Below are 23909 nucleotides of genomic sequence, written 5' to 3' on the forward strand. Positions count from 1 at the left end.
GTTGGGTTTAGCACTCAGAGTATGAGAGTGCTAACGCCATTCTGGCACTCGACACCTTCGAGTGCAAGCCGCGGAGAGAGCAGACTATTCGGCCGGCGTCTCGGGAGCGGACGCGGAGCGATCGAGCCCGATCACGACGGTGAACTGCTTGGCCCCCGTCTCATTCAGGGCCGCATAGAACTCGCTCTGCTGCACCTGAGCGCCGCCGATCGCGTCGGCCAGACCGACGGCGGCGAGCTCGTCCTCGGCATCGACGTAATAGACCGTGGTCTCGGGGAAGTCTTCGCTGTCACTGGGGCTGGCGTAGACATCTTCCGCAGCCCAGCCGGCGTTGACGAGGTCGTCGCGCATCTGGGCGTCCAAGCCCTCGTCGGGGGTGGCATTGAGGATCATCACCGAAATGGAGGTGTCGACCACGCCCGTCGCGGCCGGTGTCGGCCCCGCACTGGACTCGGCGTCGGGAAACAGCGACACCCGTCCCATGATGGCCAGTGAACCGAAGATCCCCGCGATGATGAGCACGAGCGCGGCGACGAACGACCACAGCAGGACGACCCAGCCGTTCATTCCGGGGGCTTCGGCGCGGTGCGCTCCCACGCGACCGGAGGAGCGGGGGACATCGTCGAAGCGATCGCGGGAGGGCTGAGACACCACTCGATGCTAGCGGCACGTCCCTGTCAATCCGTTCCGCGCCGCGGACCGGGAATGCGCACGTCGGGATCGGAAATGCGGTCAGCCGACGAAGCCCGGCGCCCGCGCCGTCCGTCTCCGAGCCCGGGAGTCCCTGATCCGGCGGAGCCTACGCACCAGCATCGGGTCGTACTCCAGAGCCGTATCGGAATCGATCAGTCGCGCGAGGAGCTGGTAGTACCGGGCGGCGCTCATCCCGAGCTGCGCCCGGATGACCTCTTCCTTCGCCCCGCCGTGACGCGGCCAGGCCGCCTCGAGGGCGAGGATCGCGCGATCGCGCTCCGTGAGGTCTCCGAGCATGGCTCCAGGTTAGGACGCATCAGCGGCGGAACCCGCGCGCCACTCCCACCATCCACCGAGTGGATCCGCTGCGGCGCGCACCCGCCCGTCGAGGGCGACGACGAACCCCGGCCAGTCGGCGGCGTCGACCGCGGGTTCCCAGATGTCGAGCAGACCCGGTGGGTCGATCGTGACCCAGCGCGCCCCCGCCAGCCTGGTGATGCGGTCGACGAGAGCAGTGCGCTCCGCCCGCGGAATGTGCACCAGCACACCCGGAGTCGTGATGACGAGGGTCGCGTCGTCGGGGGCCTGATCGGCGAGGGCCTGGAGGTGGGCTGCGGCGTCGCCGGCGACGAGATGGGGAGGATCAGCGGCGGCGATGTCGAGGGCGGCATCGATACGTTCCTCGCGCCCCGTCTCGCCCGGCCATACCAGGCCTCGCAGCCAGCGTCGATCGCCCTCATCTGCGGCATCGAGCGGCGCGAGGTCGATGCCCGCCCGCCAGACGACATCGGGCATCCGCAGCGCTGGCAGCGATCCGTGCACCCGGCTTTCCAGGACCACCTCGGACGGCCCGTCGACGGGATCGAGCGCGAAGCGGAGTCCGCCGCCCGCGTCGTGGAACCGGTACGAGTAGCGATCCGGATAGAGACAGAGCCCTGCGGATGCCCCCACCTCCAGCAACGCGAGCGGACCGTCGATCTCGGACAGGACGGGGAGCAGCGCCGCGAGCCGCAGCGGATCGTTCGTCTGGAGTCGACGGGTTCCGCATTCGGCCACGATCCGGTCGGCGTGCTCGAGCAGGAAGCGCCGCCAGGCCGGGTAGCCGTCCTGGCCGACCCCGAGAAGACGCGTGACGGCGAACACCAGGGGCGGCTGTCTGCGGGTCTCCGGTATGCGGGTCAGGATCCGCTGCGCCTCGGGGTCCTCCGCCACGCCTGCCGCCCACTCCGCGTAGAGGGCGCTCCGACCCGGCGCCTCGAGTCGGGCGAACCGCGCGTAGCGCTGCTGGACAGCATCCGTCATCCGTCCATTCTGACCCGAGTCACCCGACGTGGTGCCGCAGGAGGGAGAATGGAGAGGACTCAGGAGGACACATGACGTACAGCGTGGAAAAGACCGAAGACGAGTGGCGCGAGGAGCTCGGCGATGAGCAGTACGCCGTGCTGCGCCAGGCCGCGACCGAGCGGGCGTGGACAGGTGAGCTGCTCGACGAGGAGCGTGCCGGGCTCTACACCTGTGGAGCGTGCGACGCCGAGCTGTTCAAGAGCGGCACCAAGTTCGACTCCGGATGCGGGTGGCCGAGCTTCTACGAATCGATCCGTCCCGACGCGGTCGAGCTCATCGAGGACACGAGCCTGGGGATGCAACGCACCGAAGTGCGGTGCGCGAAGTGCGGTTCACATCTGGGACACGTCTTCCCCGACGGTTTCGGTACCCCCACCGGCGACCGCTACTGCATGAACTCGATCGCGATGAACTTCACCCCCGACGCCTCGTGACCGCGCTCGACGCCGTCCGCGCACGCCAGTCGTGGTCCAAGGTCGACGAGACGGCGCCGACCCGCGAAGAGCTGCTCACCTACGTCGGCGCTGCGGGCCGCGTCGCCGACCACTCGTCGCTGCGACCGTGGCGCTTGATCGAGCTGCGCGGCGCCGATCGAGAGGTGCTGGGTGCGGCGATCGCAAAAGCGCAGGGCGACTCCAGCCCGTCGACGAAGCCGTTGCGCGCTCCGCTGGTCATCGCGGTCGTCGCCAGCTACCGCAAGAGCGAGAAGGTGCCGCGCTGGGAGCAGGAAGCCGTGGCCTCCGGTGTCGCGCACGTGCTGAGTCTGTTGCTCGACGAAGCCGGCTGGGGCGTCATCTGGCGGACGGGGCATTACACCCGCTCGAAGGCCGTGGCCAAGGCTCATGGTCTCGGTAAGAACGAGGAGCTCCTGGGCTGGCTGTACGTGGGCGGCAAGCCGGCCGGCCGGCGGCCGGGCCGTCGCAAGCCGGTCGATGCTCGCAAGCTCGTGACCCGGATGCCGAAGAAGGCGAAGAAGCCGAAGAAGGGCTAACGCCCACGACCGCGACGAGGGCGCGGTCGTGGAACCGCCACCACGACGGAGGCGACGGCCACAGCGACCATCGCGACGAGTTGCCAGAGCGCAGGCCCCGCGGCTGTCGGCCAGATCAGGTCGATGACCACCGAGGTCACGAGCTGCCCGAGCACCGAACCCAGCCCCATCAGGAGCACCCCGGTGTGGGCGACGATGAACGCGCCGAGCAGGATGTAGGCGGCTCCGAGGAACCCTCCGAGATACAGCCACGGCTCGGTCGGCAGAGCCCCGGGCATCCCTCGGAAAGCGACGCTCACCGCGGCCGCGAACAGGAGCACGACCGTGCCGGCGATGAAGCTCATCAGGGTCGCAGCGATCGGCGACTCGACCCGCTGGGCGAGCCTGCCGTTCGTGGCCGCCTGCCACGCGATGCCGACTCCCGCGGCGAACGGCAGCAGCAGCATCCACAGCGGGGCGGATGCGAGCACGTTCCCGGAGAGCGAGATGGCGACCGCGGCGAGCGCCAGCGCACCACCGATCACGCGACCGGGAGTGACGGCGACGACCCCGGCCGGACCGAAGCCGATGCGGTCGAGGACCAGCCCGTTGAGCGTCTGCCCGGCGACGACCCCGACGCTGAAGAGAGACACCCCGAGGACGCCGGCGGTGAGGCCCTGGGTGGAGACCGTGAGGGCGCCGCAGGCGCCGCCGAGCAGCATCCAGAACGGGATGCTGCGGTGTCGGATTGCTTTCGCGAGGCGGGCGACGCCGCGCCGCGCTCCCGGCATGCACGAGATCGCGATCGCGAGCGCGAGAAGTCCTACGGCGAACGAGAGGAGCCCGGCGACGATGCCGTCGTCCACCCTGACCCCCAGCACGCCGTTTATGCGCGCTTGGACCGCGGTCATGACGCCGATCGCCACTGCTCCCCCGAGTGCCAGAGGGGCGGGGATTCGGCGGGCGGCGGGCACCTGTCGACCCTACCCGAGCGACGGATGCGCCCATTCCGACCGAATGTCCGCGGGCGCGGCTACGCTGACGGCATGTGCGCGAGCTACGGCCTCGATCCCCGGTTCACCGACGCGGAACTCCTCGCCGAAGCCGACGACGCGGTCCTCGAGGGTCTGCGCTCGTGGGCGGAGCGGAACGCCGGCGAGACGCTCCGACCCACCGGCAAGAATCTCCGCAATCTCAATCCGTTGGTGGTCCAACCCGAAGAAGCGCCGATTCTCGAGCCGGCGTGGTGGGGTTTCCTCGTGAACGGCGAGCCGGCGAAGTTCCCCTCGATCAACACGCGTTCCGAGCGCCTGCAGGATCGCCCGGGCGGCGCCAAGTCGCGAGCGATCGTCCCGGCGACGAGTTGGTACGAGATGCAGAAGCCCTCGCGGCAGTGGCACGAGTTTCGCGTCGACGACGGAGCGCTTTTCGGAATGGCGGCCGTCACTCAGCGCGGGCGCACCTCGGACGGCGCGTGGTTCACCTGCTACTCGGTCGTGATGAGGCCCGCGCCCGCCCATCTCGCCGAGCTGCACGACCGGATGCCGCTGCTGATCCCGGCGTCACTCAGCCACGAGTGGCTGACGGCACCGCCCACCAGGGAGATCATCGACGAGGCGATCATCGCCTCGGACGAGATGGCGGAGCGGGTCCGCGCGCGGCCTCGCGACTGATCCTCGCCGTCCACCGCGGGGAGGACCCTGCGCGCCCGAGAACCGTACCGCGGGAGGACGCGCCCCGAACCGCCGCTCCGTAGCGTTGACACCATGATCACAGCAGAAGGCCTCACGAAGAGGTTCGGAGACAAGACAGCCGTCGACGACGTGTCGTTCACGGTCCAGCCAGGAAGCGTCACCGGGTTCCTCGGACCCAACGGCGCCGGCAAATCCACCACCATGCGCATGATCGTCGGTCTCGACCGCCCGACGTCCGGTCGCACTGCCGTCGGCGGACGCGAATACGGAAAGCTTCGAGCGCCACTGACCGAGGTGGGCGTGCTCCTCGACGCGAAGGCCGTCCACACGGGTCGCACGGCACGCAACCATCTCCGCGCGATGGCGGCGACGCACGGCATCCCGGCCTCCCGTGTCGACGAGGTCATCGACCTCGCCGGCATCGGCGCCGTGGCCCGCAAGCGCGCCGGCAAGTTCTCGCTCGGCATGGGTCAGCGACTCGGCATCGCGTCTGCGCTGCTCGGCGACCCGCACACGCTCATCCTCGACGAGCCGGTCAACGGGCTCGACCCCGAGGGTGTGCGCTGGGTGCGACAGTTCGTGCGTCACGCCGCATCCGAGGGTCGCACTGTCCTGCTCTCGAGCCACCTGATGAGCGAAATGGCGCAGACCGCCGACCACGTCATCGTGATGGGACGCGGGAAGGTTCTGGCTGACGCTCCTCTGAACGAACTGGTGCGCGCCTGGACGACCAACACCGTGCGCGTACGCACACCCCGGGCGGCGGACCTCGTGGCGGCTGTCGGCGGACCCGACGTGGAGGTCGTCAGCTCGGCTCCCGACCTCCTCGACGTGATCGGCCTGCCGGCCTCTCGAATCGGCGATCTCGCCGCCGAACGCGGCATCCCGCTGCACGAGCTCACGCCCACCACCGGCTCACTGGAAGAGGCCTACCTCGCCCTCACCGGCGACGCCGTCGAGTACCGGACCAAGGAGATCTCATGACCGTCCAGGCACCCGCACAGACCGTCAACCGCGGAGACAGCAGACAGCGACTGTCATTCCCGCGCGCCGTCCACAGCGAGTGGATCAAGCTCGCCACGCTGCGCTCGACGTGGTGGTCGATCGGCCTGACCGCCGTGCTCACCGTCGGTATCGCCGTGCTGATCGCGCAGGCCGTGGAGGCTCCAGGGTTCGCCCCGATCCAAGCCGTCGTGCTGCCCATTCAGTTCACGATGCTCCTCGCCGGCATCCTCGGGGCGATCTCCGTCACCGGCGAGTACTCGACCGGCATGATCCGCTCGACCCTCACCGCCGATCCGGTCCGCGGTTCGGTGCTGGCCGCGAAGGCCGTCGTGCTGGCGGTGTTCCTGTTCGTGTCCTCGCTGATCATTTTCGGACTCGCCGCCGTGGCCGTCTCCCTGGTCGTGTCGACTCGCGACGTCAGCATCGACTGGTCCGACCCCGCCGCGTCATTCCTCCCGATCCTGGTCGCCTCACTCGCGATGGCCGTGTTCGCGCTCATCGGCGTCGCCTTCGGATTCATCATCCGTTCCGGCGCCGGCGCGATCGCCGCGACCGTCGGGCTGCTTTTCGTGCTGCCCGTGGTCTCGTCGATCTTCGCCGTCGCCGGCGAGAGCTGGAAGTGGCTGATGGATGCTGCGAACTACCTGCCCGTCGCGGCAGCGCAGAGCGTCATCATCCCCGGCACCGGGCTGGATGAGCCGGTCGCCTACCTCACGCTGGCCTGCTGGGTGGTCGCCGGCATGCTGTCCGCATGGGCCGTGCTCCGTACGCGCGACGCGTAGAGTCGGCCCGTGAGCAGAACGCGCAGCCGCAGCGACTCGATCCGCGAGGACGAGGAGCTGCGGCTTCCGCGTGCACCGGGCGTGCTCCGCCGGTTCTGGGCTCGCCATCCGGTCGTCGTAGACGTGCTGATCACGGCGATCTGCCTGCTGCTCTCGCTGGGAGCCGCAGCGCGCATCGACCCCCAAGTCCCCGAGCCGTGGGCGCTGGTGTTCGCCGTGCTCGCTCCGGTGACGGTGACCGTCGCCTGCGCGACGCTTCTGTGGCGACGACGCGCACCGCTCGTGGGCTTCATCGCCGCCTTCTCCCTCGAATTGCTCTTCCTGCTCGGCATGGCTCCCGGCGGCAGTCCGCTCGTCATCGTGTCCTGCTACGCACTTGCGGTCTACGGTTCCTCACGGACCGCCTGGATCGCCCTCGGGGTCGGAGCGGGCGTCGTGAGCGCCGTCGCGCTGCCGCTCATGCTCACCGAGGTGATCCCGGTGCAGGACGGCGTCAACAGCATCCTCAACTGCGTCGTGCTGGGGCTGATCGGCACTCTCATCGGCGTCAATGTCGGCGAGCGCAAGCGCTACCTCACGGCCATCATCGACCGCTCCCGGCAGCTGCTGGTCGAACGCGATCAGCAGGCGCAACTGGCTGCCGCGGCGGAGCGCGCTCGTATCGCCCGCGAGATGCACGACATCGTCTCGCACTCGCTCACCGTGATCGTCGCGCTCTCGGAGGGAGCCGTCGCCACCCCCGATCGCGATCAGGCACGTGCCGCATCGACGTCGGCCGCGGAGACGGCTCGCGGCGCGTTGGCGGAGATGCGATCGATGCTGGGGGTTCTCCGCGACCCCGATTCTCCGCTGCCCCTGGCCCCGATGGAGCCCACCCCTCCCCGCGACACAGTGTCCGCCGCCCAGCGCGCCGGCTACCCGGTGAGCTTCACTGTCAGCGGCGACGCGGAGGTCTCCCCCGCCGTCGCCCATGCCGTGGGGCGCATCGTCCAGGAGGGTGTGACGAACGCCATGCGCCATGCTCCCGCGGCGACCACCATCGCGGTGCGCCTGGCCTACGAGACCGACACCGTCACCATCGAGATCGTCAACGACGGCGTCACCGGTACAGCCGATACGGGCGGCTTCGGCATCCAGGGTCTGATCGAGCGCGCCGCCCATGTCAACGGGCGCGTGCGGTCCGAACCCGATGACGGCGGACGCTGGGTGCTTCGCGCCGAGCTCCCCGCGACGGCGGCGTCACCCTCGACCCCGCATCCACCGATGGAGGAACTTCCGTGACCGACACGATCCGAATACTGCTGGTCGACGATCAGGAATTGATCCGCGTCGGCTTCCGCATGGTCCTGGAGGCGGAGTCCGACATCGAGGTGGTGGGCGAAGCGGCGGACGGCAATGCTGCGATCACCCAGACCGCCCGCCTCACACCCGACCTGGTGCTCATGGACATCCGGATGCCGGGGATGGACGGCATCGCCGCCACGGAGGCGATCGTGCGGGATCACCCGCAGACCCGAGTCCTCGTGCTGACGACCTTCGATCTGGATGAGTACGCCTTCGGCGCCATCCGTGCGGGTGCGAGCGGATTCCTGTTGAAGGATGCGCAACGGCACGAGATGATCTCCGCCGTGCGGGCGGTGCACCGAGGAGATGCAGCCCTCGCGCCCCGCATCACCCGGATGCTGATGGAGCACGTGACCCCGGGGCTGGGCACTGGCGAAGCCCGCCCCCATCCGGATCCCGCCGACAGCTCACGCCTGGCGGAGCTCACCGACCGCGAACGCGAGGTCTTCCTCGCCATCGGGCGCGGGCTGACCAACGCGGAGATCGCGCAGACCCTTTACGTCGGCGAATCCACGGTGAAGACCCACGTCGGGCGCATCCTGGCCAAGCTCGAGGCTCGCGATCGCATTCACGCGGTGATCCTGGCGCACCGGCTCGGGCTCGTCGGGAGCACGACGGACGACGACCCGCCGCGCCCGCGCGACGCACGTCACGCCTGAGCGGGCGACCACTCCGAGACACGGTTGAGCCGCTGGATCTCCTCGGCCGAGAGGTCGAGGCGGGCACCCGCGAGAAGATCCGGGAGCTGCTCGACGGTACGCGCGCTCGCGATCGGCGCGGCGACGGCGGGCTGGGCCCGCAACCATGCCAGCGCCGTCGAAGCGACCGACTCCCGGTGCGCGTCCCCGATCTCCGCCAGGGCATCGATGACGCGAAGTCCTGCGTCCGTGGCGTATTTCGCCGCGCCCTGCGCCCGCGGCGACGTCCGGCCCGCGGCATCCGTCGATCGATACTTGCCCGTCAGGAATCCGCTCGCGAGCGAGTAATAGGGAACGAGGCTCAGCCCGAACTCCTCCGCCACCGGGACGATCGTCTGCTCGACGTCGTTGCGGTGCACGAGGTTGTAGTGGGGTTGTACGGCGACCGGAAGGGCCGCGCCGGTGCGCTTCGCGATATCGAACCACTCATGGATCCGCTCGGCCGAATAGTTCGACACGGCGACGTGTCGGACGAGGCCGTCATCCACGAGCTGACCGAACGCGGTGACGGTCTCCTCCAGCGGCACGCTCTCGTCGTCGAAATGCGCGTAGTACAGGTCGATCGTGTCGATACCCAGGCGCGAGAGCGACGCTTCAGCGGCCCGGCGGACGTTCGCGGCGGAAAGACCCGGGAAGTCCGGGTGCTGACTCACCTTCGTCGCGATGACGACGCCCGCCGGCTTCCGGGACGCGAGCCATTCACCGATGATCGTCTCGCTCTCGCCGCCCGCATTGCCGGGCGCCCAGGAGCTGTACGAATCAGCCGTGTCGACGAAATCGCCTCCTCCTGCCACGAAGGCGTCGAGAACGGCGAAGGAGCCGTCGCGGTCGGCGGTCCAGCCGAACACATTGCCGCCGAGCGCGAGCGGGAAGACGTCGAGATCACTGTTTCCGATGCGTGTCATGACCGGGACAACGATCGGCGGCACCCTGGTATTTCCCTGTACGCACCTGCCCGCGACTATCCCATCGTCGAGTGGTGACCCGCGTCATCGGGCGATGGTGACTCGTGTTCCGCCACGATTTCCGGGGGGTCGGTCAGCCGCGCCATCCGCGCACGCATGTCCTCGATGGCTGCGTCGTTGTCCGGCTCCGCCATGTTGCTCGAGGAGGTCTCGACCAACATCGCTGAGCTGGGGTTGAGGAGGAACGTGGCCTCCACACTGTTGCCATGATCGTCCACGGCTGCCAGGGTCACGGTGTCACTGTGGTCCGCGTTCCCGAGCGCCTTCGCGTACTCCACGAGCGTGTCCGCTGCATCGTCGCCGAGGAAGTGCGCCTTCTCACCGAATGTCACATGCTTCATGCCCAAACGGTGCCCGCACCGACGTCCAATCGCCTAGGGGGTTGACACGCCACCGGCCCGCGACCGACGGTGAGGCATGGGAAAACTCCGATATGACAGCAGCTTGCCTTCGATCCTGATCGAGGACGTCGAATTGGCGCACCTGAAGGTCGTCATCGGAACCAAGCTCCGTCGTCAAGAGAGCTTCATGATGACATGGCATCCGCCTGGCGGTGATCCCGGCGCGGTCTGCAGCGCGTGGATTCATCCCGCCATCCCGCTGCAGTTCGCGTTCGACAGCGAGTCCATCCCGCAGGTCACCCCGGGTCATGTGGCGGAACTGATGGAACGCCTCAACGCCACCGGCGATCTCGTTCTCGCACAGGCCGTCCGCTGAGGCCAACGAGGGTCAGACCGGCGGGAGCGGTCCCTTTTGCTCAGTCGACATGGGGTCGGGCGGCTCGGGCACGAGATAGAGCCCGGTCGGTGCGTTCGCTGTGTACGCGAGGGCGTCGATCCAGTGCCGGTTGATGGACGGCTGCCGGCTGCCGGCGTACTTGAAGACGAGCGAGCTGCCAGGGTGCAACCACACGGTGGTTCGCCCGCCGCCGATGCTCGCGTCTTCTCTCCAGGTGAATCCGAAGGGCTCGCCGCGCCTCAGCTTCGACGTCACCACCAGTTGGATGTGCGTGAGCGCACGATCCTCGATCTCGGTCTTCACGTTGCCGTCGTAGATGAATCTACCCATCCGATCAGTCCTCTGTCCGCCACAAAACCTGTGTCAAGAGGTGCGACCGTGCTGGTTGCATGAGTGGTTCTTCGAGACTCTCAGCCGCACGCCGTCCGCACGAGACCCTTGTCAGTTTTCGCGAGTGATGATAGTCACCCGACCCCGCGATGCGCTCACCGTCAGCGCGGCAGGGCACGGCATCGGTTGCGAACCTGTGGAACAGGCGTGACCACCACAACAGTGCCGACTACAGGACTCGAACCTGCAACCCCCGTATTACAAGTACGGTGCGCTACCAATTGCGCCAAGTCGGCGGATGCCACCAGCTTAGCGATGGCACCGACCCTCCCTCGACCTACGGGGCGGGTGTCTCCGTCGGAGTCGGGGTGGGCGACGGCGTCGCTTCCTGGGAAGCATCGTTGTCGACCGTCAGCATGAAGTTCGCGAACTCGTCGGGATCGTCCAGCGCACCCACGTAAGCTTCGCCGTTCGCGATGATCATCGGCGCGGCCTTCAGAACGAGGTCTTCGGAGCCGGCGAGCGGACCTTCGAGCGCACGCGTCGTCGCATCCTTCGCCCAGGTCACGAAGTCGCCGCCTTCGATGCACGTGCGCACATCTTTGGCGTTGTCTGCGCCGACGGCACCGGCGAGATCGGCGAGGTCCTCGTCCGAGAATCCGTCGGTTCCCACCTCTGGCTGATCCTGAAGCAGATCGTGGTTGAACGCATAGAACTGTGCAGGAGAGTGCGTCGCCACACACGCGGCAGCGGCCGCTGCCCGCAACGAGTACTTGGTGCCGTTCGAGCTGGCGGTGAGAAGCGCTACGGGGTGGTAGCTGACCGCCACCGCATCCGTCGAGATCCACCGGGCGAGCTGCGACGCGTTGGCCCGCTCGAATTCGCCCGCGTCGGGCGACAGGTAGTCCACGTAGACGTGGATCTCCACCCGCTCGGCTGCCGTCGGCTCCGGAGTGGGTTCGGCCGTCGGAGCGGCCGTCTCGCCGGCTTCGGTCGACTCGGGCGCGGGCGTGGCGAGGCCCTCCTCCGCGGACGCGATTGCGGCGATGTCGTTGACGACGACACCATCCGCTTCCATCCCCGTCGGGGTCATCTCGGGCTTGGACACCTGCGCGGACACCGCGAGAGTCACGGCCGTGCCGATCGCTCCGATCGCGACGAGCGCGACCGCGCCGATGATGATCCGTCTCATGAGACGCGCCCTCGACTGCTGCGCGTGCACCTTCTGGGCCTTCTCCCGTACGACCTCGCGGGAATTGCGAGGCGTGGGGACGTTCGGCGTTTCGTCGCTCGACATCGTTCCTCTTGAAAGTCTGAGGGGGTCCGGGTTGGCCCCGACCATCGCTCGGGCGACAGTCGCCGCGGGACGCGCGGCCAGGTTCGATGCTAACGAGCCAGGCTGAGAAATACCCAGGTGTCATCGTTCGTGTCATACTGATCCCGACCCAAAGACGGGTCACGGCGGCTCGCACCGCCGCTTCCATCACAACGGATCGTCCGGCACGTACCTGCCGGTGAAGGAGAAACACAATGGCTACTGTCACCTTCGATGACGCCACACGCCTGTACCCCGGCGGAACCCGTCCGGCCGTCGACAAGCTGAGCCTCGAGGTCGGAGACGGCGAGTTCCTCGTCCTCGTCGGTCCTTCCGGTTGCGGTAAGTCCACGTCCCTCCGCATGCTCGCCGGTCTCGAAGAGGTCAACGCCGGTCGCATCCTCATCGGCGACCGTGACGTCACCGACGTTCCGCCGAAGGACCGCGACATCGCGATGGTCTTCCAGAACTACGCGCTGTACCCGCACATGACCGTCGCAGAGAACATGGGCTTCGCCCTCAAGATCGCCGGTGTCAACAAGGAAGAGCGCGCCACCCGCGTGCTCGAGGCCGCCAAGCTCCTCGACCTCGAGGACTACCTGACCCGCAAGCCGAAGGCCCTTTCGGGTGGTCAGCGTCAGCGTGTCGCCATGGGCCGTGCGATCGTCCGCCAGCCGCAGGTGTTCCTCATGGACGAGCCGCTGTCGAACCTCGACGCGAAGCTGCGCGTCCAGACGCGTACGCAGATCGCCTCGCTGCAGCGTCGCCTCGGAGTCACCACGGTCTACGTCACGCACGACCAGACCGAGGCCCTCACGATGGGTGACCGCATCGCGGTGCTCAAGGACGGTCTGCTCCAGCAGGTCGGAACCCCGCGCGACCTGTACGAGAAGCCGAACAACGTGTTCGTCGCCGGCTTCATCGGCTCCCCCGCGATGAACCTGTTCTCGGCGGACCTCGCCGAGGGCGGCATCCGCTTCGGCAGCGAGGTCGTCCCGCTCGACCGCGACACCGTGGGCCGCGCGAACGGTTCGCAGGTCACGGTCGGCGTCCGCCCGGAGGACATCGTCGTCGGTCCCGCCGACGGCAAGGGTCTCTCGGTCACGGTCGACCTCGTAGAGGAGCTCGGTGCTGACGGGTACCTCTACGGCCACACCGACATCAACGGCAAGCGTGCCGACCTGGTCGCGCGTGTCGACGGTCGCAGCCACCCGAACGCCGGCGAGACCGTGACGCTTGCGGCATCCGCTGGTCACGTCCACGCGTTCGACATCGAGTCCGGCGAGCGTCTGAACGACAAGCCGATCGTCTCCGGCGTCTGATTCGACCAGACGCGGCGCGGGTCGACCTTCGGGTCGCCCGCGCCGCTTCTGCTTTCCCCCGAACTCCTCCTCACCCTCGGAGCGCCATGCCGGATTCACTGCGGATCACCGCCAGCACCGTCGACCCCGGGTTGCTGTCGTTGCCATGGTCCACGACGCTGGCGAAATGGCCGTCCGAGCACATCGTCTCGCTGCCGAAGGGACTCTCCCGTCACCTCGTGCGCTTCGCCGACCTGTCGGGGCGGGTCATCGCCGTGAAGGAGACCACCGCGGAGATGGCCCAGCGCGAGTACGACATGCTCGGCAACCTCGCACGCCTCGACGTTCCGTGCGTCGATCGGGTGGCCGTCATCGCGGGACGAACGGATGCTGCGGGCGACCCGCTCCCGGCTGCCCTGGTGACCTCGCACCTGCGTTTCTCGATGCCGTATCGTGCGCTGTTCACCCGGGTGCTGCGCCCCGACACGGCGAATCGCCTCGTGGACGCGCTCGCGCTGCTGCTGGTGCGCCTGCACAACGTCGGCTTCTACTGGGGCGACGTGTCACTGTCGAACACGCTGTTCCGGCGTGACGCGGGCGCGTTCGCCGCCTACCTGGTGGATGCCGAGACCGGCGAGCTGCACGAGGAGGGGCTGACCGACGGCCAGCGTGCCTACGACCTCGACCTGGCGCGCACGAACATCGCCGGCGAGATCATGGACCTCGCTGCGGGCGGTCGCCTGGAGCACGGCGTGGATGCCGTCGCGATCGCCGACGGGATCGTGTCGTCGTACCGGTCGCTCTGGGCCGAGCTGACAGCGCAGGAGTCGTTCTCGACAGCGGAGACGTGGCGTATCACCGAGCGAGTGGAGCGCCTCAACGCCCTCGGTTTCGACATCGACGAGATGTCGATGTCGACCACGGCCGACGGCACCCAGGTCGAGATCCAGCCCAAGGTCGTCGATGCCGGACATCATCAACGCCGACTGATCCGCCTGACGGGTCTCGATGTCGAAGAGAATCAGGCGCGACGACTGCTCAACGATCTCGACGAGTTCCGCGCCCGCTCGACCAAGCAGTGGGCTGATGAGGAGATGTACGCGCACGAGTGGCTCACCCGGGTGTTCGAGCCGGTCGTGCGAGCGATCCCGTATGAGCTGCGGGCGAAACTCGAGCCCGCCGAGGTCTTCCACCAGGTGCTCGAGCACCGCTGGTACCTCTCCCAGGCGCAGGGCCGCTCGGTACCCCTCGCAGAGGTGCTCACCAGCTACATCAACGAGGTCCTTCGCCACCGTCGCGACGAGGCCACCATCATGGGACCTCCCACCGAGACCATGAGCCTGCCCGTGATCACCGGTTCGCTGTCGCTCACCGACGATGCCGTCGACTGGCGGGACCTGGTCTGACGCCGCTCAGTAGCCGACGGTGAACCGCTCGCGGTGGTGGTTGCCCTGCTCGATCTCGTCGACCACGGCGACCGCGAAATCCGCACCGGAGATGTACGACTTCCCGTCGGCGTCCTTCACCAGCACGTCGCCACCGTCACGGTAGTGACCGGTCCGCTCGCCCTCGGCCCAGGGCCCGAACACCTCGGCCGGGTGCACGAAGAACCAGTCGAGGCCGGCATCCGTCGCCTCAAGGAGCGCGAGCGAATCGATGCCGACCTGCGCCTCGGCCTTGTACTCCTCCGGGAAATCGAGATCGAACAGACGCGGGCCGCCGGGAGCCACGAGACTTCCGCCCGCTCCCCCGACGACACCCAGGCGCGTCTCGGTCCCCGTGAGGCGGTCGGCGATGGCGCGCAGCGCACCCAACACCTTGTCCTCCATGTCGCCGCGGGGCGCGAGCGCCGAGACGACTGCATCGGCACCCTCGAAGGACGTCGCGATCGAGTCGAGGTCGAGCACCGACCCCTGCACGTGCGCGGCCCCGGCCACGGGGTCGGTGGCTTCGGAACGGGAGACCGCGACCACGGCGTGCCCTCGACTCACCGCCTCGGCGACGATGTGTCGACCGGCGTAACCGGTGCCTCCGAGAACGACGATACGAGCCATGTGCTTACCTTCCTCAGGACTTCTTCGCGCCGCGGGTGGTCGCGACCTGGTACAGAGCGACGGACGTCGCGATACCGGCGTTCAGCGACTCGGTCGCCGCCGAGATCGGGATGGACACGATCTGGTCGCACGTCTCGGTGACGAGGCGAGACAGACCTTTGCCCTCGGATCCGACCACGATAACGACCGGGCGGTCGGCGAGCTCGAGGTCGGGGAGCAGCACGTCGCCGCCGCCGTCGAGGCCGAGCACGAACACACCCTGCTTCTTGAATTCCTTGAGCTGGGTGGTGAGGTTCGTGGCGAGCGCGACGGGCGTGCGAGCGACCGCCCCGGCACTCGTCTTCCACACGGCGGAGTTGACTCCGGCCGACCGGCGCTGCGGCACGATGATCCCGTGGCCGCCGAAAGCCGCAGCGGAGCGGATGATCGCACCGAGGTTGCGCGGATCGGTGATGCCGTCGAGCGCGACGAACAACGGCACCTCGCCACGGTCGATCACCTGTTCGAGGAGATCCTGCGGGTGCGCGTACTCGTACGGCGGCACCTTGATGGCGACGCCCTGGTGCACGCCGTCGAACCCGGCCATCCGGTCGAGCTCCTGGCGAGTCACCTCCATCACGGGGATCCCGCGGTGCGTGGCGATCGAGAGCATCTCCTTGACCCGATCGTCCATCTCCACCCGCTGAGCCACGTGAAACGCGGTCGCCGGGATCTTGGCGCGAAGCGCCTCGAGCACCGAGTTGCGGCCGGTGACGATCTCGACCTCGGTCGTGTTGTCCTTCGCCCGCGCCGAACGGTTCGGGCTGCCGCCGGAGCGCTGGCCCGGCTTCCCCTTGCCTCCGGAGGCCGCATAGCGCTCGGCCGCAGCCTTGCGCTTACCTGCGGGGTGCCATGCACGGTCTTCGGCCTTGGGCGTCGGACCGCGACCCTCGAGCGCTTTGCGCCCGAGGCCGCCGGTGCCCTTGGTCGGGCCCTTCTTCTTGCTGTTGCTCGCGCCGGGGCGCCCTGGCTTAACCATCAATACTCCAATGAGTTCCGGCCGGAGTGTCCTCCAGCGTGATTCCTGCGGCGGCGATCGCATCGCGGATGCGATCCGCGGCCGCCCAGTCCTTGTCTGCACGCGCCTGGGCGCGCTGGGTGATCATCGTCTGGACGAGATTGTCCAGGGCAGACGCCGACGCGGTGTCCGTGTCGGCAGCCCACTCGGACGCCTGCGGATTGATACCCAGGATGTGGGTCATCTGGATGACGTCCATCACGTCCTGTTTCGCTTCGACGTGCTTCCCCGCATCGAGGAGAGCGTTGCCGGAGCGGATGCTGTTGTGAATCTCCGCGAGTGCGCGCGGGAGGGCGAGGTCATCGTCCATCGCCTCGACGAATGCGTCCGGGAGGCCCTCCTCGGCGTGCCCCCACCCCGGCTCCACGAGCCTCGCACCGCGCTCGAGGAACGTACGGATGCGGCCGAGCGCGGTTTCGGCCTCCGCCCACGAAGACTCGGTGAGATCGAGGCTCGATCGATAGTGCGCCGCCGCCAACGCATAGCGGACCACCAGCGGGTCTCGTTCGCCGAGGACATCGGCGGCCGGGGTGAAGTTGCCCAGCGACTTCGACATCTTCTGGCCGTTCACCGTCACGAGACCGTTGTGCACCCAGTAGCGTGCGAAGCCGTCGCCGGCGGCCGTCGACTGTGCGAGTTCGTTCTCGTGGTGCGGGAAGCGCAGATCGAGACCGCCGCCGTGGATGTCGAACTCGGGCCCCAGGTAGCGCCTCGACATGGCAGAGCACTCGATGTGCCATCCGGGACGACCGGAGCCCCAGGGAGAGGCCCACGTCGCATCGGCCGGCTCGTCGACCTTCGCACCCTTCCAGAGAGCGAAGTCCTGAGGATTGCGCTTGCCTCGCGGGTCGGCATCCTCTGCAGCTTCCATCGCGTCGACCGACTGGCGCGTCAGCGAGCCGTACGTCGGCCACGATCGCACGTCGAAGTACACATCGCCCGAGTCGTCGGTCGCCGAGTACGCATGCCCCCGCTCCATGAGGAGCGCGATGAGCTCCTGCATCTGCGGAACGGACGCGGTCGCTCGCGGCTCATACGTCGGCGGCAGGATGCCAATCGCCGAGTACGCGCCCGTGAACTCCTGCTCCATACGGTAGGCGAGCGCCCACCAGGGCTCGGCGTCCGTGGCGTTGGCGATCACCTTGTCATCGATGTCGGTGACGTTGCGCACGAAAGTGACGCGACCGTAGCGGTACGCGAGCCACCGGCGCAGCAGGTCGAAGCTCAGGGCGGCGCGGACGTGTCCGATATGCGGGCCGGACTGCACCGTGGGTCCGCACACGTACATCGTGATGTTCTCGGGGTCGAGAGGCACGAAGTCGCGCAGCTGTTGCGCGCGGGTGTCGTAGAGGCGGACTGTCACCGCTCAAGCCTACTCGGGCGTGGCTGAGCGCGAACCTTCCGGTCGCGGCACCACGAGCGCGACCGCTGTCACGGCGACGCCCTCACCGCGCCCGGAGAACCCCAGCCCGTCGGTGGTCGTCGCCGTCACCGAGACAGGGGCGCCGCCCAGGGCCTGCGACAGGACACCCTCCGCTTCGATCCGGCGTGCGCTGAACCGCGGCCGATTCCCCTGGAACTGCACCGAGACGTTGCCGATCGCGAATCCGGCTTCGCGCAGCAGGTCGCGGGTCCGCGCGAGGAACACATCGGCATGTGCACCCGCGTACTCGGGGTGCGCGGTTCCGAAGTGCTCGCCGATGTCGCCCAATCCGGCCGCTCCCAGGAGCGCGTCGACCATCGCGTGGGCGACGGCATCGCCGTCGGAGTGCCCGGACAGTGGTTGTTCGCCGGGCCATTCGAGTCCGGCGAGCCACAGGTTGCCGTCGCCTCCGAACGCGTGCACGTCGGTGCCGACGCCGATGCGGGCCGCGGCCGCTGCAGCGGTGGGCGCGATGCGCGAGGCCGCCCGCGCGTCCGGTTCCCCCGACAGAAGGTGGCGCGCACGCTCGAGGTCGGCGGGTGTGGTGATCTTGAAGGCCCGCGGCGAGCCGGCGATCAGGCGCACCGGGTGGCCTGCCGCGGCGAACAGCGCGGCGTCGTCGGTGTACTCGACGCCGGAATCGAGAGCCGCCGCGTAGGCCATTTCCAGGAGTCGCCGAGGGAATCCCTGCGGGGTCTGCGCGGCCGCGAGCTCCGAGCGGTCGACGACATCGACGACCGCATCGCCGTCGACCTTCTTGAGGGTGTCGACCACGGGCAGTGCAGGGATGATCCCGCTGTCGACCGTCACGGCGGCGGCGACAGCGTCGATCAGACTCGGCGGCGTCAACGCGCGGGCGGCGTCGTGCACCAGCACCGAGGTCACCCCACCCCAAAGGGCGGCAAGCCCGGCAGCCACGGACCGCTGGCGGGTCGCTCCCCCGGTGACGACCCGACCGAGTTCGCGACGGTCACCGGCAGCGGCAGCCAGTTCCGCCTCGGCATCGCCCTCGTATCCGGCGGGTGCGACGACGACGACCTGTGCAGGAGAGGCCGCGAACACTCCGTCGAGCGCATGACGGAGGATCGAGTGCGCGTCGATCCCGACGAGCGCCTTGGGAGCCCGGGCCTCCAGACGCGTTCCGGAGCCTGCGGCCACGACGATGATCGCGGTGTCGGGAACGGGGAGCGTGGTCACCGTTCCACGCTACCGGGTGCCGGGAACGACGAAGGAGCGGATGCCGCAGCATCCGCTCCTTCGAACGAACTCAGGACGCGAGGACCTCGTCGAGCATCGTGCTCGCCTTGTCTTCGTCGGTCTTCTCCGCGAGCGCGAGCTCGGAGATGAGGATCTGACGAGCCTTGGCCAGCATCCGCTTCTCTCCTGCGGACAGGCCGCGGTCCTGGTCTCGACGCCACAGGTCGCGAACGACCTCGCTCACCTTGATCACATCGCCCGAGGCGAGCTTCTCGAGGTTCGCCTTGTAGCGGCGCGACCAGTTGGTCGGCTCTTCGGTGAACGGTGCGCGCAGCACCTCGAACACATGGTCGAGGCCCTCCTTGCCGATCACGTCGCGAACGCCGACCAGGTCGACATTCTCTGCCGGGACCTCGATGATGAGATCACCCTGCGTGACGTTGAGCTTCAGATATTTCTTCGCCTCACCCTTGATGATGCGTTCCTTGACCTCGATGATGGTCGCGGCGCCATGGTGCGGATAGACGACTGTCTCGCCAACCTCAAAAAGCATAAAAACGTGTCCTTTCGGCAACCTCAAGGATACCACAGCGAATATGCGCTAAGGTTCGCGCCTCGTCGTCTCCGAGCCGCCTCCCGCATACCCGTAGAATGGGTGCGGACATCCCGCCGGACCTCAGGAGGACCCGTGAAATCGCGCCTTGTTGCGTCTGCCGCCATCAGCGCCTTCGTTCTTCTCGGCGCGACGGGATGCACGTTCATCTCGCCCCAGGCGACGACCATCGAGTACTCGGCCTCGGACGGTGTGAACATCTCCGACGACGCGGGTCCGATCGACGTGCGCAACGCGCTCATCGTCGCCACTGAAGACGGCTCGGTCGGCAACTTCGTCGCTGCGCTCGCGAACCCGACCGAAGACAGCGCCACGCTGACGATCGGACTCAAGGGCAGCGACCCGTTCACGGTCACCGTCCCCGCCGGCAAGACCGTCAGCCTGGGCGGCGACGAAGAGCCCCTGCGGATCGTCGACCTCGACACGCTGCCAGGAGCGACGGTCGAGATGCACTTCCAGTCGGGCGATTCCACCGGCGCGAAGAGCGAGATCCCCGTGCTGGACGGCACCCTGCCCTACTACGCAGACCTCGTCCCCGAGATGGTCGAGTCCACGCCGTCACCGACGCCGATGCCGACCGACACCGCTGCCCCCGCACCGGCAGAGTGATCGTTCACCCCTGACACCTCGCGTTCCCCGCGAGAGAAGAGGCCGGCGCCCCGAGGGGCGGCCGGCCTCTTCTCGTACTCGGTCTAACCTTCGAAGCGATATCCCAGCCCGCGTACCGTCACCAGCATCACCGGTTCGCTGGGATTCTCCTCGATGCGCGACCGGATGCGTTTGATGTGCACGTCGAGGGTCTTGGTGTCACCGAAGTAGTCGCTCCCCCAGACACGATCGATGAGCTGTCCGCGGGTCAGGACGCGCCCCGAATTGCGCATCAGCACTTCGAGCAGCTCGAATTCCTTCAACGGCATGTTGATCTGCGCACCCGCCACAGCGACGGTGTGCCGATCGATGTCGAGGGAGACGCGACCGCCGTCGAGGATCCGTTCGTCCAGTTCGCTGTCGGCCTGGACGACGCGGCGCAGCACGGCCCGCATCCTCGCGAGCAGCTCGCGTGACGAATACGGCTTGGTGATGTAGTCGTCCGCGCCGAGCTCGAGGCCCACCACGATGTCGACCTCGGAGTCCTTGGCGGTGAGCATGATGATCGGGACGGCCGATGTCGACCTGATCTGACGGCACACCTCCGTGCCCGGCATTCCGGGGAGCATCAGGTCGAGCAGGACGATGTCGGCGCCGCGTTCGCGGAACGCGGTGAGCGCGCCGGGTCCGTCTTCGGCGATCTCCACCTCGTAACCTTCTCGGCGCAGCAGGTACGCGAGGGGATCCGCGAGGTCGGGCTCGTCTTCGACGAGAAGGATGCGGGTCATGCTCTCTCTCCGTTTCGGACGTGCGCGGGTGCTGCCGCAGTGGCAGCCTTGCGCGCACGTTTCTTCTTGCTCTTCTTGCCGCGATCGAGGTTCTCGGGCGCGGCGATCCTCGGGAGTCGGATCGTGAAAGTGGAGCCCCGGCCGGGGCGAGACCACAGTCGCACCTCGCCACCGTGGCGCTGTGTGGCGTGCTTGACGATGGACAGGCCGAGACCGGTGCCACCGGTGCGCCGCGAACGCGCCTCATCCGCGCGGTAGAACCGCTCGAAGATCCGCTCACGGTCGGCCTCGGCGATGCCGATCCCCTGGTCGGACACGGCGATCTCCACGATGTCGTCGAGCGCCTTCACCCCCACGCCCACCCGCGAACCTCGGGGCGAGTACACGATCGCGTTCGCGATCAGGTTGCCCACGGCCTCGATCAGGATCTGGGCATCTCCACGCACCCAGACACCGCGGTCACCACCACGCGTGAGCTCGACCCCTGCCGAGTCGGCTTGAACGACGTGGGCCTCGGTCGACGACGCGATGACCTCGTCGATGTTCACCGGCGCGACTTCGGTGAGCCCGTCTTCCGCCTGCAGGCGCGACAGGCTCATGATGCGGCCGGTGAGCTGACCGAGACGCCCCGCCTCGGCAGAGATCCGGGCGGCGAAGATGCGCACCTGCGCCGGGTCATCGGCAGCCGACTCGATCGCCTCGGCGAGGAGACTGACCGCGCCGACCGGCGTCTTCAGCTCATGACTGGTGTTCGCGACGAAGTCGCGCCGCATCTGATCGAGGCGCTCCTGCTCGGTGACGTCACGGATGATCAGCAGCACCAGGCGCGCGCCCAGCACGCTCGCACGGGCCGAGACCAGTCGCGGATCGAGGCTCAGCCCGCCGCGAGTGATCCGCATCGACTCGGTGTTGGAGCCGCCCGCGATCTTGACACCGCGCACGAGCTGACGCAGCTCGGGATTGTCCAGCGTGGAGCCCACCTCGATACCGAAGCGTGCCGCCGCCTGGGATGCCGCGAGGACGTGCCCGGAGGAATCGACCACGCAGGCGGCGTCGTCCATGCTGTCGAGAACATCGATGATCCCGGTCGGAATCGCGAGGGAGGTCTCCTCCTCGGCCCGTGCGCGGGCCCGGTAGGCCCACACCACGACGAGGCTGAGCCCCACGCCGATCACCAGCCCGACGGCGAGTGAAAACAGCGCGAGCTGCGGCAAGGTCATGCACTAAGCGTAGAGTGCGTTCACCGGCCGTCCGGCGAGTTTCCGCGCCCTGGCACCAGAGCGCGAAGTAGTATTCACGTTCTGGGCACCGTTCGTTAACCTTCGAAGCAGACAATCGCTTCGGGCCTGTGCGGGAGCGCAGTCCTGCTCCCTGCGTGCGGACGACCGCCGTTTCGCGCTGACAACCCACACAGCCGAGATTCGAACGAAAGGTTGCGCCCCATGCGCGAAGTCTTCCACCAGTCCCTCGAGGACCTGCAATCCGGGATCGTCGAGATCGCCGATCTCGTGACGGTCTCCATCGACAAGGCGACTCGCGCGTTCGCGACCAGCGACGTCGCTCTCGCCGAGGAGGTCATCGCCGACGACGCCAACATCGACAAGCTGGCCGTGGCGCTCGACGAGTTGGCGATCGAGATCCTCGCCCGCCAACAGCCGGTCGCCCGTGACCTGCGCATCGTCGTGACCGCGCTCCGCGTGAGCGCGTCGCTCGAGCGCATGGGCGACATGTCCGAGCACATCGCACAGCTCGCTCGTCTCCGCTTCCCCGAACGTGCCATCCCGCGCGGTCTCAAGGGAACCTTCGTCAAGATGGGCGAACTCGACGTCGAGATCTCTCGCACGCTCTCCGACCTGCTGCGCACGGGAGACCTCCGCTTCGCCGACACGATCCGCAACGCGGACGACGACGTCGACGAACTGCACGCGAGTGTCTTCGAGAAGGTGCTCAGCGACAACTGGAAGGGCGAAGCGACGGCCACCGTCGACGCGACGCTCGCCAGCCGTTACCACGAGCGCTTCGCCGACCACGCCGTCGCTGTCGCCAAGAAGATGGTCTACCTGGCGACCGGTGACTGGCGGGTGTCCGAGGCCGAGATCGCTCTCGCCGTCGAGCAGCAGCGGGAGCTCGGTCACGCCTGAGACGTGCCTGCGCGCCTTCGAAGCGCAGCATCCGCCTCTCCGCAGACGGATAAGGCCCCTCCGCACCGGTGACGGTGAGGAGGGGCCTCGTCGTTGAGCGCGAGGCCCTGGGCTACTTCTTGCCCTGAGCGGCCACGGCCGCGGCGCCGGCTGCGGCCGCTTCCGGGTCGAGATAACGACCGGGAGCGGTGGGAACGTTGTTCTCGTCCAGCTCGTAGACCAGCGGGATGCCCGTGGGGATGTTCAGCCCAGCGATGTCGTCGTCGCCGATCCCCTCCAGGTGCTTGACCAGCCCGCGCAGCGAGTTGCCATGCGCGGTGACGAGCACCGTCTTCCCCGCCTCGAGGTCGGGAACGATGGCATCCTCCCAATAGGGAAGCAGACGGTCGATGACCAGCTTGAGTGACTCGGTGCGCGGCACCTCGCCGTCTATCCCCTCGTACCGAGCGTCGCCGACCTGGCTGAACTCGCTCGCGTCATCGAGCAGGGGCGGCGGAACGTCGAACGACCGACGCCAGAGCTGGAACTGCTCCGGTCCGAACTCTTCCAGCGTCTGCGCCTTGTCCTTGCCCTGGAGCGCACCGTAGTGGCGCTCGTTGAGGCGCCACGACCGCGTCACGGGGATCCACAGGCGGTCTGCGGCATCGAGCGCGATGTCGGCCGTCTGGATCGCACGACTCAGCAGCGACGTGTGGAGGATGTCCGGCAGGATGCCGGCCTCGGCGAGCAGCTCGCCGCCGCGGCGAGCCTCCCCCTTGCCTTTCTCGGTGAGACGGACGTCCACCCAGCCGGTGAAGAGGTTCAGTTCGTTCCATTCGCTCTGGCCGTGACGGAGCAGGATCAGGGTGCGCTTCGAAGTCATGCCGCCA

28 protein-coding genes and 1 tRNA gene are annotated in these 23909 nt (G+C 68.0%); 12 read left to right on the forward strand and 17 right to left on the reverse strand.

Annotated features, from left to right (window positions below):
* Positions 1–84: 84 nt before the first annotated feature.
* The 3 genes from D7252_RS00450 to D7252_RS00460 form a co-directional block, all read right to left on the reverse strand.
* Positions 85–651: a LytR C-terminal domain-containing protein gene (locus D7252_RS00450; protein WP_259461024.1), complete on the reverse strand. Its 567-nt coding sequence runs from the start codon at positions 649–651 to the stop codon at positions 85–87.
* An 81-nt stretch (positions 652–732) separates the two neighbouring features.
* Positions 733–990, reverse strand: a complete 258-nt coding sequence (locus tag D7252_RS00455; protein WP_120773608.1) for a DUF3263 domain-containing protein — start codon at positions 988–990, stop codon at positions 733–735.
* A 9-nt stretch (positions 991–999) separates the two neighbouring features.
* Positions 1000–1995, reverse strand: coding sequence for a DUF2332 domain-containing protein (locus D7252_RS00460; protein ID WP_120773609.1), 996 nt, complete (start codon positions 1993–1995; stop codon positions 1000–1002).
* A 71-nt stretch (positions 1996–2066) separates the two neighbouring features.
* Here D7252_RS00460 and msrB point away from each other — a divergent pair, with 71 nt between their 5' ends.
* Complete coding sequence (gene msrB, locus D7252_RS00465) at positions 2067–2471, forward strand: peptide-methionine (R)-S-oxide reductase MsrB (protein WP_120773610.1); 405 nt, start codon at positions 2067–2069, stop codon at positions 2469–2471.
* Complete coding sequence (locus tag D7252_RS00470) at positions 2468–3028, forward strand: nitroreductase family protein (RefSeq protein ID WP_120773611.1); 561 nt, start codon at positions 2468–2470, stop codon at positions 3026–3028. The genes msrB and D7252_RS00470 overlap by 4 nt, the downstream gene beginning before the upstream one ends.
* On the opposite strand, the gene D7252_RS00475 is transcribed toward D7252_RS00470, so the two are convergent.
* A complete protein-coding gene (locus D7252_RS00475) occupies positions 3025–3951 on the reverse strand; it encodes a DMT family transporter (RefSeq protein ID WP_120776716.1) in 927 nt (308 codons plus the stop codon). The genes D7252_RS00470 and D7252_RS00475 overlap by 4 nt on opposite strands.
* 102 nt (positions 3952–4053) lie before the next feature.
* On the opposite strand from D7252_RS00475, the gene D7252_RS00480 reads away from it, so the two are divergent.
* From D7252_RS00480 to D7252_RS00500, 5 genes are all read left to right on the forward strand, one after another.
* Positions 4054–4680: an SOS response-associated peptidase family protein gene (locus D7252_RS00480; protein ID WP_120773612.1), complete on the forward strand. Its 627-nt coding sequence runs from the start codon at positions 4054–4056 to the stop codon at positions 4678–4680.
* 93 nt (positions 4681–4773) lie between these two features.
* Positions 4774–5685, forward strand: coding sequence for an ABC transporter ATP-binding protein (locus D7252_RS00485; RefSeq protein WP_120773613.1), 912 nt, complete (start codon positions 4774–4776; stop codon positions 5683–5685).
* Entirely contained in the window at positions 5682–6488 is an 807-nt protein-coding gene (locus D7252_RS00490) for an ABC transporter permease (RefSeq protein ID WP_120773614.1), read from the forward strand. Before D7252_RS00485 ends, D7252_RS00490 begins: the two co-directional genes overlap by 4 nt.
* A gap of 9 nt (positions 6489–6497) precedes the next feature.
* Positions 6498–7769 (forward strand): sensor histidine kinase, encoded by a 1272-nt coding sequence (locus D7252_RS00495; protein ID WP_120773615.1) that lies wholly within the window; start codon positions 6498–6500, stop codon positions 7767–7769.
* Entirely contained in the window at positions 7766–8491 is a 726-nt protein-coding gene (locus D7252_RS00500; RefSeq protein ID WP_120773616.1) for a response regulator transcription factor, read from the forward strand. Before D7252_RS00495 ends, D7252_RS00500 begins: the two co-directional genes overlap by 4 nt.
* On the opposite strand, the gene D7252_RS00505 is transcribed toward D7252_RS00500, so the two are convergent.
* Both D7252_RS00505 and D7252_RS00510 read right to left on the reverse strand, forming a co-directional pair.
* On the reverse strand, positions 8482–9435 hold the full coding sequence (locus tag D7252_RS00505; protein ID WP_120776717.1) for an aldo/keto reductase: 954 nt from the start codon (positions 9433–9435) through the stop codon (positions 8482–8484). The genes D7252_RS00500 and D7252_RS00505 overlap by 10 nt on opposite strands.
* A gap of 56 nt (positions 9436–9491) precedes the next feature.
* The gene (locus D7252_RS00510; protein ID WP_120773617.1) at positions 9492–9836 is read right to left on the reverse strand and encodes a hypothetical protein; all 345 of its coding nucleotides are present in this window, start codon (positions 9834–9836) and stop codon (positions 9492–9494) included.
* Positions 9837–9912: 76 nt separating this feature from the next.
* Here D7252_RS00510 and D7252_RS00515 point away from each other — a divergent pair, with 76 nt between their 5' ends.
* Positions 9913–10212 (forward strand): hypothetical protein, encoded by a 300-nt coding sequence (locus D7252_RS00515; RefSeq protein WP_120773618.1) that lies wholly within the window; start codon positions 9913–9915, stop codon positions 10210–10212.
* 12 nt (positions 10213–10224) lie between these two features.
* On the opposite strand, the gene D7252_RS00520 is transcribed toward D7252_RS00515, so the two are convergent.
* From D7252_RS00520 to D7252_RS00530, 3 genes are all read right to left on the reverse strand, one after another.
* A complete protein-coding gene (locus D7252_RS00520) occupies positions 10225–10563 on the reverse strand; it encodes an ATP-dependent DNA ligase (protein WP_120773619.1) in 339 nt (112 codons plus the stop codon).
* A gap of 223 nt (positions 10564–10786) precedes the next feature.
* Positions 10787–10859, reverse strand: a tRNA-Thr gene (locus D7252_RS00525).
* Between the two features lie 41 nt (positions 10860–10900).
* On the reverse strand, positions 10901–11860 hold the full coding sequence (locus tag D7252_RS00530; protein ID WP_120773620.1) for a thioredoxin domain-containing protein: 960 nt from the start codon (positions 11858–11860) through the stop codon (positions 10901–10903).
* A 233-nt stretch (positions 11861–12093) separates the two neighbouring features.
* On the opposite strand from D7252_RS00530, the gene D7252_RS00535 reads away from it, so the two are divergent.
* Together D7252_RS00535 and D7252_RS00540 are read left to right on the forward strand one after the other, a co-directional pair.
* Positions 12094–13200: an ABC transporter ATP-binding protein gene (locus D7252_RS00535; protein ID WP_120773621.1), complete on the forward strand. Its 1107-nt coding sequence runs from the start codon at positions 12094–12096 to the stop codon at positions 13198–13200.
* A gap of 86 nt (positions 13201–13286) precedes the next feature.
* Complete coding sequence (locus D7252_RS00540; protein WP_120773622.1) at positions 13287–14585, forward strand: DUF4032 domain-containing protein; 1299 nt, start codon at positions 13287–13289, stop codon at positions 14583–14585.
* 6 nt (positions 14586–14591) lie between these two features.
* Here the strand turns inward: D7252_RS00540 and D7252_RS00545 are convergent, their stop codons facing one another.
* The 5 genes from D7252_RS00545 to D7252_RS00565 all read right to left on the reverse strand — a co-directional run bounded on the left by D7252_RS00545 (position 14592) and on the right by D7252_RS00565 (position 19463).
* The gene (locus D7252_RS00545) at positions 14592–15233 is read right to left on the reverse strand and encodes an NAD(P)-dependent oxidoreductase (RefSeq protein WP_120773623.1); all 642 of its coding nucleotides are present in this window, start codon (positions 15231–15233) and stop codon (positions 14592–14594) included.
* A 13-nt stretch (positions 15234–15246) separates the two neighbouring features.
* Entirely contained in the window at positions 15247–16251 is a 1005-nt protein-coding gene (gene rlmB, locus D7252_RS00550) for a 23S rRNA (guanosine(2251)-2'-O)-methyltransferase RlmB (RefSeq protein ID WP_120773624.1), read from the reverse strand.
* Entirely contained in the window at positions 16244–17653 is a 1410-nt protein-coding gene (gene cysS / locus D7252_RS00555; RefSeq protein ID WP_120773625.1) for a cysteine--tRNA ligase, read from the reverse strand. Before cysS ends, rlmB begins: the two co-directional genes overlap by 8 nt.
* A 9-nt stretch (positions 17654–17662) precedes the next feature.
* A complete protein-coding gene (ispD, locus tag D7252_RS00560; protein WP_120773626.1) occupies positions 17663–18910 on the reverse strand; it encodes a 2-C-methyl-D-erythritol 4-phosphate cytidylyltransferase in 1248 nt (415 codons plus the stop codon).
* A 70-nt stretch (positions 18911–18980) separates the two neighbouring features.
* Positions 18981–19463, reverse strand: coding sequence for a CarD family transcriptional regulator (locus D7252_RS00565; protein ID WP_120773627.1), 483 nt, complete (start codon positions 19461–19463; stop codon positions 18981–18983).
* 135 nt (positions 19464–19598) lie between these two features.
* Between D7252_RS00565 and D7252_RS00570 the strand changes: the two genes are divergently transcribed.
* Positions 19599–20132, forward strand: a complete 534-nt coding sequence (locus D7252_RS00570; protein WP_120773628.1) for a DNA modification methylase — start codon at positions 19599–19601, stop codon at positions 20130–20132.
* Between the two features lie 83 nt (positions 20133–20215).
* Here D7252_RS00570 and D7252_RS00575 read toward each other — a convergent pair whose 3' ends face one another.
* Both D7252_RS00575 and D7252_RS00580 read right to left on the reverse strand, forming a co-directional pair.
* Positions 20216–20899, reverse strand: coding sequence for a response regulator transcription factor (locus tag D7252_RS00575; protein ID WP_120773629.1), 684 nt, complete (start codon positions 20897–20899; stop codon positions 20216–20218).
* The gene (locus D7252_RS00580; protein ID WP_120773630.1) at positions 20896–22119 is read right to left on the reverse strand and encodes a cell wall metabolism sensor histidine kinase WalK; all 1224 of its coding nucleotides are present in this window, start codon (positions 22117–22119) and stop codon (positions 20896–20898) included. Before D7252_RS00580 ends, D7252_RS00575 begins: the two co-directional genes overlap by 4 nt.
* A 222-nt stretch (positions 22120–22341) precedes the next feature.
* Here D7252_RS00580 and phoU point away from each other — a divergent pair, with 222 nt between their 5' ends.
* Positions 22342–23040 (forward strand): phosphate signaling complex protein PhoU, encoded by a 699-nt coding sequence (gene phoU, locus D7252_RS00585; RefSeq protein ID WP_120773631.1) that lies wholly within the window; start codon positions 22342–22344, stop codon positions 23038–23040.
* A gap of 112 nt (positions 23041–23152) precedes the next feature.
* Here the strand turns inward: phoU and D7252_RS00590 are convergent, their stop codons facing one another.
* Positions 23153–23902, reverse strand: coding sequence for a phosphoglyceromutase (locus tag D7252_RS00590; protein ID WP_120773632.1), 750 nt, complete (start codon positions 23900–23902; stop codon positions 23153–23155).
* Positions 23903–23909: the final 7 nt, after the last annotated feature.

Origin of the sequence: Microbacterium sp. CGR2, assembly GCF_003626735.1 — a bacterium.
In the GTDB taxonomy this organism is placed as follows: domain Bacteria; phylum Actinomycetota; class Actinomycetes; order Actinomycetales; family Microbacteriaceae; genus Microbacterium.

Excerpts from the sequence above, each read along its gene's own strand:
- D7252_RS00575 (WP_120773629.1), bottom strand. The coding sequence starts at position 20,899 with ATGACCCGCATCCTTCTCGTCGAAGACGAGCCCGACCTCGCGGATCCC.
- D7252_RS00530 (WP_120773620.1), bottom strand. The coding sequence starts at position 11,860 with ATGTCGAGCGACGAAACGCCGAACGTCCCCACGCCTCGCAATTCCCGC.
- D7252_RS00520 (WP_120773619.1), bottom strand. The coding sequence starts at position 10,563 with ATGGGTAGATTCATCTACGACGGCAACGTGAAGACCGAGATCGAGGAT.
- D7252_RS00485 (WP_120773613.1), top strand. The coding sequence starts at position 4,774 with ATGATCACAGCAGAAGGCCTCACGAAGAGGTTCGGAGACAAGACAGCC.
- D7252_RS00490 (WP_120773614.1), top strand. The coding sequence starts at position 5,682 with ATGACCGTCCAGGCACCCGCACAGACCGTCAACCGCGGAGACAGCAGA.
- D7252_RS00460 (WP_120773609.1), bottom strand. The coding sequence starts at position 1,995 with ATGACGGATGCTGTCCAGCAGCGCTACGCGCGGTTCGCCCGACTCGAG.
- D7252_RS00510 (WP_120773617.1), bottom strand. The coding sequence starts at position 9,836 with ATGAAGCATGTGACATTCGGTGAGAAGGCGCACTTCCTCGGCGACGAT.
- D7252_RS00480 (WP_120773612.1), top strand. The coding sequence starts at position 4,054 with ATGTGCGCGAGCTACGGCCTCGATCCCCGGTTCACCGACGCGGAACTC.
- D7252_RS00565 (WP_120773627.1), bottom strand. The coding sequence starts at position 19,463 with ATGCTTTTTGAGGTTGGCGAGACAGTCGTCTATCCGCACCATGGCGCC.
- D7252_RS00455 (WP_120773608.1), bottom strand. The coding sequence starts at position 990 with ATGCTCGGAGACCTCACGGAGCGCGATCGCGCGATCCTCGCCCTCGAG.
- D7252_RS00535 (WP_120773621.1), top strand. The coding sequence starts at position 12,094 with ATGGCTACTGTCACCTTCGATGACGCCACACGCCTGTACCCCGGCGGA.
- D7252_RS00505 (WP_120776717.1), bottom strand. The coding sequence starts at position 9,435 with ATGACACGCATCGGAAACAGTGATCTCGACGTCTTCCCGCTCGCGCTC.
- D7252_RS00545 (WP_120773623.1), bottom strand. The coding sequence starts at position 15,233 with ATGGCTCGTATCGTCGTTCTCGGAGGCACCGGTTACGCCGGTCGACAC.
- rlmB (WP_120773624.1), bottom strand. The coding sequence starts at position 16,251 with ATGGTTAAGCCAGGGCGCCCCGGCGCGAGCAACAGCAAGAAGAAGGGC.
- msrB (WP_120773610.1), top strand. The coding sequence starts at position 2,067 with ATGACGTACAGCGTGGAAAAGACCGAAGACGAGTGGCGCGAGGAGCTC.
- D7252_RS00590 (WP_120773632.1), bottom strand. The coding sequence starts at position 23,902 with ATGACTTCGAAGCGCACCCTGATCCTGCTCCGTCACGGCCAGAGCGAA.
- D7252_RS00580 (WP_120773630.1), bottom strand. The coding sequence starts at position 22,119 with ATGACCTTGCCGCAGCTCGCGCTGTTTTCACTCGCCGTCGGGCTGGTG.
- D7252_RS00540 (WP_120773622.1), top strand. The coding sequence starts at position 13,287 with ATGCCGGATTCACTGCGGATCACCGCCAGCACCGTCGACCCCGGGTTG.
- D7252_RS00515 (WP_120773618.1), top strand. The coding sequence starts at position 9,913 with ATGGGAAAACTCCGATATGACAGCAGCTTGCCTTCGATCCTGATCGAG.
- phoU (WP_120773631.1), top strand. The coding sequence starts at position 22,342 with ATGCGCGAAGTCTTCCACCAGTCCCTCGAGGACCTGCAATCCGGGATC.